Consider the following 3,791-nt stretch of genomic DNA (forward strand, 5'->3'; position numbering starts at 1 on the left):
GTTCCTGATGTGGCTGGGCGAGCAGATCACCTCGCGCGGCATCGGCAACGGCATCTCGCTGATCATTCTGTCCGGCATCGTCGCCGAGTTGCCGTCGGCACTCGCCAACATGCTCGAACTCGGCCGCCAGGGCGCGATGTCGACCGGCCTGATCCTGGTCGTGATCGTGATGGCCGTCGCCGTGATCGCCTTCATCGTGTTCATGGAGCGCGCGCAGCGCCGGCTCCTGATCCAGTATCCGAAGCGCCAGGTCGGCAACAAGATGTTCGAGGGCCAGTCCTCGCACCTGCCGCTGAAGCTCAACACCTCGGGCGTGATCCCGCCGATCTTCGCATCCTCGCTGCTGCTGTTGCCGACTACGGTCGCGAACTTCAACGCGGGCAAGGGACCGGAGTGGTTCCAGTGGATCACCACCCAGCTCGGCCACGGCCGTCCGCTGTTCCTGATCCTCTATCTCGCGCTGATCGTGTTCTTCGCGTTCTTCTACACGGCGATCGTGTTCAACCCGACCGAGACCGCGGACAACCTGAAGAAGCATGGCGGTTTCATTCCGGGCATTCGCCCTGGCGAGCGCACGGCGGAATACATCGACTACGTGTTGTCGCGCATCACCGTGCTCGGTGCGATCTATCTCGCGATCGTCTGCTTGATCCCCGAGATCCTGATCTCCTATGCCTCGGTGCCGTTCTATTTCGGCGGCACGTCGCTGCTGATCGTCGTCAGCGTCACCATGGACACTGTGGCGCAGGTGCAGGGCTATCTGCTGGCCCATCAGTACGAGGGACTGATCCGCAAGTCGAAGCTGCGGGGACGTCGCCGCTAAGGGCGCGGCGTCCTCTCGAACGCCCGGCTCGCATCGCCGATTCGCGCGAGAGCGTGTCGGCGCAAGCCCTCCGCAAGGTGCAGGGCCGCCCGTTCGAGCGGCCGGCAGAGCGGCTCTCACCGCACACAATCGCTGGTTTCAAAGGCCTTCTTGGCGTCTGGGCATTCGCTCCCCTATGATATGGGTAGCGGTGCGGGGCCGATTGTGGTTTGCACTGTTCTAGATCTTCAAACACAGGTGCGCGACGTATCGCTCACCGTTCCGGGGGGCGTACGCCAATGAGAATGATACTTCTGGGGCCGCCGGGGTCGGGCAAGGGGACCCAGGCGCAGCTGCTGGTGCAGCGTTATGGCATCGTGCAGCTTTCGACAGGCGAGATGCTGCGCGCGGCCGTCGCGGCCGGCACGCCGGTCGGATTGAAGGCCAAGGAGATCATGGCCAGCGGCGGTCTGGTGCCGGACGAGGTCGTGGTTGGAATCATCTCCGACCGCATCGATCAGCCGGACGCCAGGAACGGGTTCATCCTGGACGGCTTCCCCCGCACCGTGCCGCAGGCCGAGGCCCTGGACGAACTGCTCAGGCACAAGCACCTCAAGCTCGACGCCGTGATCGAACTCCGCGTCAACGAGAGCGCGTTGCTGAGCCGGGTCGAGACCCGCGTGGCCCAGATGCGCGAGAGGGGCGAGGAGGTCCGGGTCGACGATACCCCAGAGGTCCTCACCAAGCGGCTGGCCAGCTACCGCAGCCAGACGGAGCCGCTGATTCACTACTACTCCGAGCGGCGGAAGCTCTCGACCGTCGACGGGATGATGGCGATCGACGAGGTGACGCGCGCCATCCATCGCCTCCTGCTGGCGCTCGGGGCTGTCGAGCCCAAGACCCACGCCAGGAGCGCGGCCAAGGCGGCACCCGCCAAGAAGGGAGCCAAGAAAGCCAAGGCGGCCGGGAAGGCAGCCGGAAAGCCGGCGAAATCAGCCAAAAAGGCCCAAAAGGCCACCAAATCCGCCAAAAAGGCGGCCAAGAAGGCCGTGAAGGGCGCCAAGAAGACGACCAAGAAAACGGTTAAGAAAACCGCGAAGAAGGCGGCCAAAAAGACCGCCAAGAAGGCTGTCAAAAAGGGTGCCAAAAAGGCCGCAAAAAAGGTCACGAAAAAGCGAGCCAAGCGCTAGGGGCGGTTGACTGAAGCCCCCTGAATCCCTTAATAAGCCCCGCATCCAAGTCGGATAGTTTCAGACGATGCCGGGCCCCAGGAAGACCGGGGGAGGGCGTCGTGTTCGCGTTTGTGAACACCTGCCCGAGAAAGCAAGCACTTAAAGACCGATTCCTGACGAGGGATCGGCAACAGGAGAGAAGGCCGTGGCCCGTATTGCCGGCGTGAACATTCCCACCAACAAGCGCGTGCTGATCGCGCTCCAGTACATCCATGGCATCGGCCCGAAGATCGCCGGTGACATCATCGAGAAGGTGAAGATCCCCGAGGATCGTCGCGTCAATCAACTCAGCGATGCCGAAGTGCTCCAGATCCGCGAAGTGATCGACCGCGACTACCTCGTCGAGGGCGACCTGCGTCGTGAAGTCGGCATCAACATCAAGCGTCTGATGGACCTCGGCTGCTATCGTGGCCTGCGTCATCGTCGCGGTCTGCCGGTGCGCGGCCAGCGCACCCACACCAATGCGCGCACGCGCAAGGGGCCGGCCAAGGCCATCGCCGGCAAGAAGAAGTAAGTTTTCGAATCCAATCGCGGCGTGCGGCGAATCGGGAATGGCCCGTTCGCCGCGCGCCTTTCGTTCCACAGGTGTAGCCGCTGGCATTACGGCGGCGTTTGAGATCTCCAGGAAAGGTACTCAATGGGTAAGGAAGCCACCCGCGTTCGCCGTCGTGAGCGCAAGAACATCGCCTCCGGCGTTGCGCATGTGAACTCCTCGTTCAACAACACGACCATCACCATCACCGACGCGCAGGGCAACACGATCGCCTGGTCGTCCGCGGGTACGATGGGCTTCAAGGGTTCGCGCAAGTCGACCCCCTATGCCGCGCAGGTTGCCGCCGAGGACGTGTCGAAGAAGGCGCAGGAGCACGGCATGCGCACGCTGGAAGTCGAAGTCGCCGGTCCCGGTTCGGGCCGCGAATCGGCGCTCCGCGCGCTCCAGGCCGCGGGCTTCACCGTCACCTCGATCCGTGACGTGACCACGATCCCGCACAACGGTTGCCGTCCCCGCAAGCGTCGGCGCGTTTGATGTGACGTTGCGGGTGCATTGGCGCCCGCAATGACTTTTTGCGAAGCCGCGGGAATGATCCGCGGCCTTTCTCCAACGCCAGTATTTTGAGCTTTCAAATAGACTGGCCTGTATGGGTGAAACAGTGACGATCCAGAAAAATTGGCAAGAACTGATTCGGCCGAACAAGCTCCAGGTCACGCCCGGCAGCGATCCGGCCCGTTTCGCGACCATCGTCGCCGAGCCGCTCGAGCGCGGCTTCGGCCAGACCCTCGGCAACGCGCTGCGCCGCATTCTGCTCTCCTCGCTCCAGGGCGCGGCGGTGCAGTCGGTGCACATCGACGGCGTGCTGCACGAGTTCTCCTCGATCGCGGGCGTCCGTGAGGACGTCACCGACATCGTGCTCAACATCAAGGACATCTCGATCAAGATGCAGGGCGAAGGCCCCAAGCGCATGGTCGTGAAGAAGCAGGGCCCGGGCGTCGTCACCGCCGGCGACATCCAGACCGTGGGCGACGTCACCGTTCTCAACCCCGACCTGCAGATCTGCACGCTCGACGAGGGCGCCGAGATCCGCATGGAGTTCACGGTCTCGACCGGCAAGGGCTACGTGCCCGCCGAGCGCAACCGTCCCGAGGATGCGCCGATCGGCCTGATCCCGGTCGACAGCCTGTATTCGCCGGTCCGCAAGGTCTCCTACAAGGTCGAGAACACCCGCGAGGGCCAGATCCTCGACTACGACAAGCTGACC

The 3,791-nt window shown here is 63.5% G+C and carries 5 protein-coding genes; all 5 read left to right on the plus strand.

The annotated features are described in order from the left end of the window. Window positions 1–823: preprotein translocase subunit SecY (gene secY / locus QM712_RS36065; protein WP_415027906.1), on the plus strand; the 823-nt coding region annotated here is incomplete at its 5' end. A 278-nt stretch (window positions 824–1,101) separates the two neighbouring features. Then, entirely contained in the window at window positions 1,102–1,992 is an 891-nt protein-coding gene (locus QM712_RS36070; RefSeq protein WP_415027907.1) for an adenylate kinase, read from the plus strand. A gap of 187 nt (window positions 1,993–2,179) precedes the next feature. Then, complete coding sequence (rpsM, locus tag QM712_RS36075; RefSeq protein ID WP_018647258.1) at window positions 2,180–2,548, plus strand: 30S ribosomal protein S13; 369 nt, start codon at window positions 2,180–2,182, stop codon at window positions 2,546–2,548. 123 nt (window positions 2,549–2,671) lie between these two features. Beyond that, entirely contained in the window at window positions 2,672–3,061 is a 390-nt protein-coding gene (rpsK, locus tag QM712_RS36080) for a 30S ribosomal protein S11 (RefSeq protein ID WP_007603045.1), read from the plus strand. 112 nt (window positions 3,062–3,173) lie between these two features. Next, the coding region (locus tag QM712_RS36085) for a DNA-directed RNA polymerase subunit alpha (RefSeq protein ID WP_415027908.1) at window positions 3,174–3,791 on the plus strand (618 nt) is incomplete at its 3' end.

It is taken from the genome of Bradyrhizobium sp., assembly GCF_047605465.1.
Classification (GTDB): Bacteria; Pseudomonadota; Alphaproteobacteria; order Rhizobiales; family Xanthobacteraceae; genus Bradyrhizobium.

What these genes read in the sequence shown, in the direction of transcription:
- QM712_RS36070 (WP_415027907.1), top strand. Translation starts at nt 1,102, where the DNA reads ATGAGAATGATACTTCTGGGGCCGCCGGGGTCGGGCAAGGGGACCCAG.
- rpsK (WP_007603045.1), top strand. Translation starts at nt 2,672, where the DNA reads ATGGGTAAGGAAGCCACCCGCGTTCGCCGTCGTGAGCGCAAGAACATC.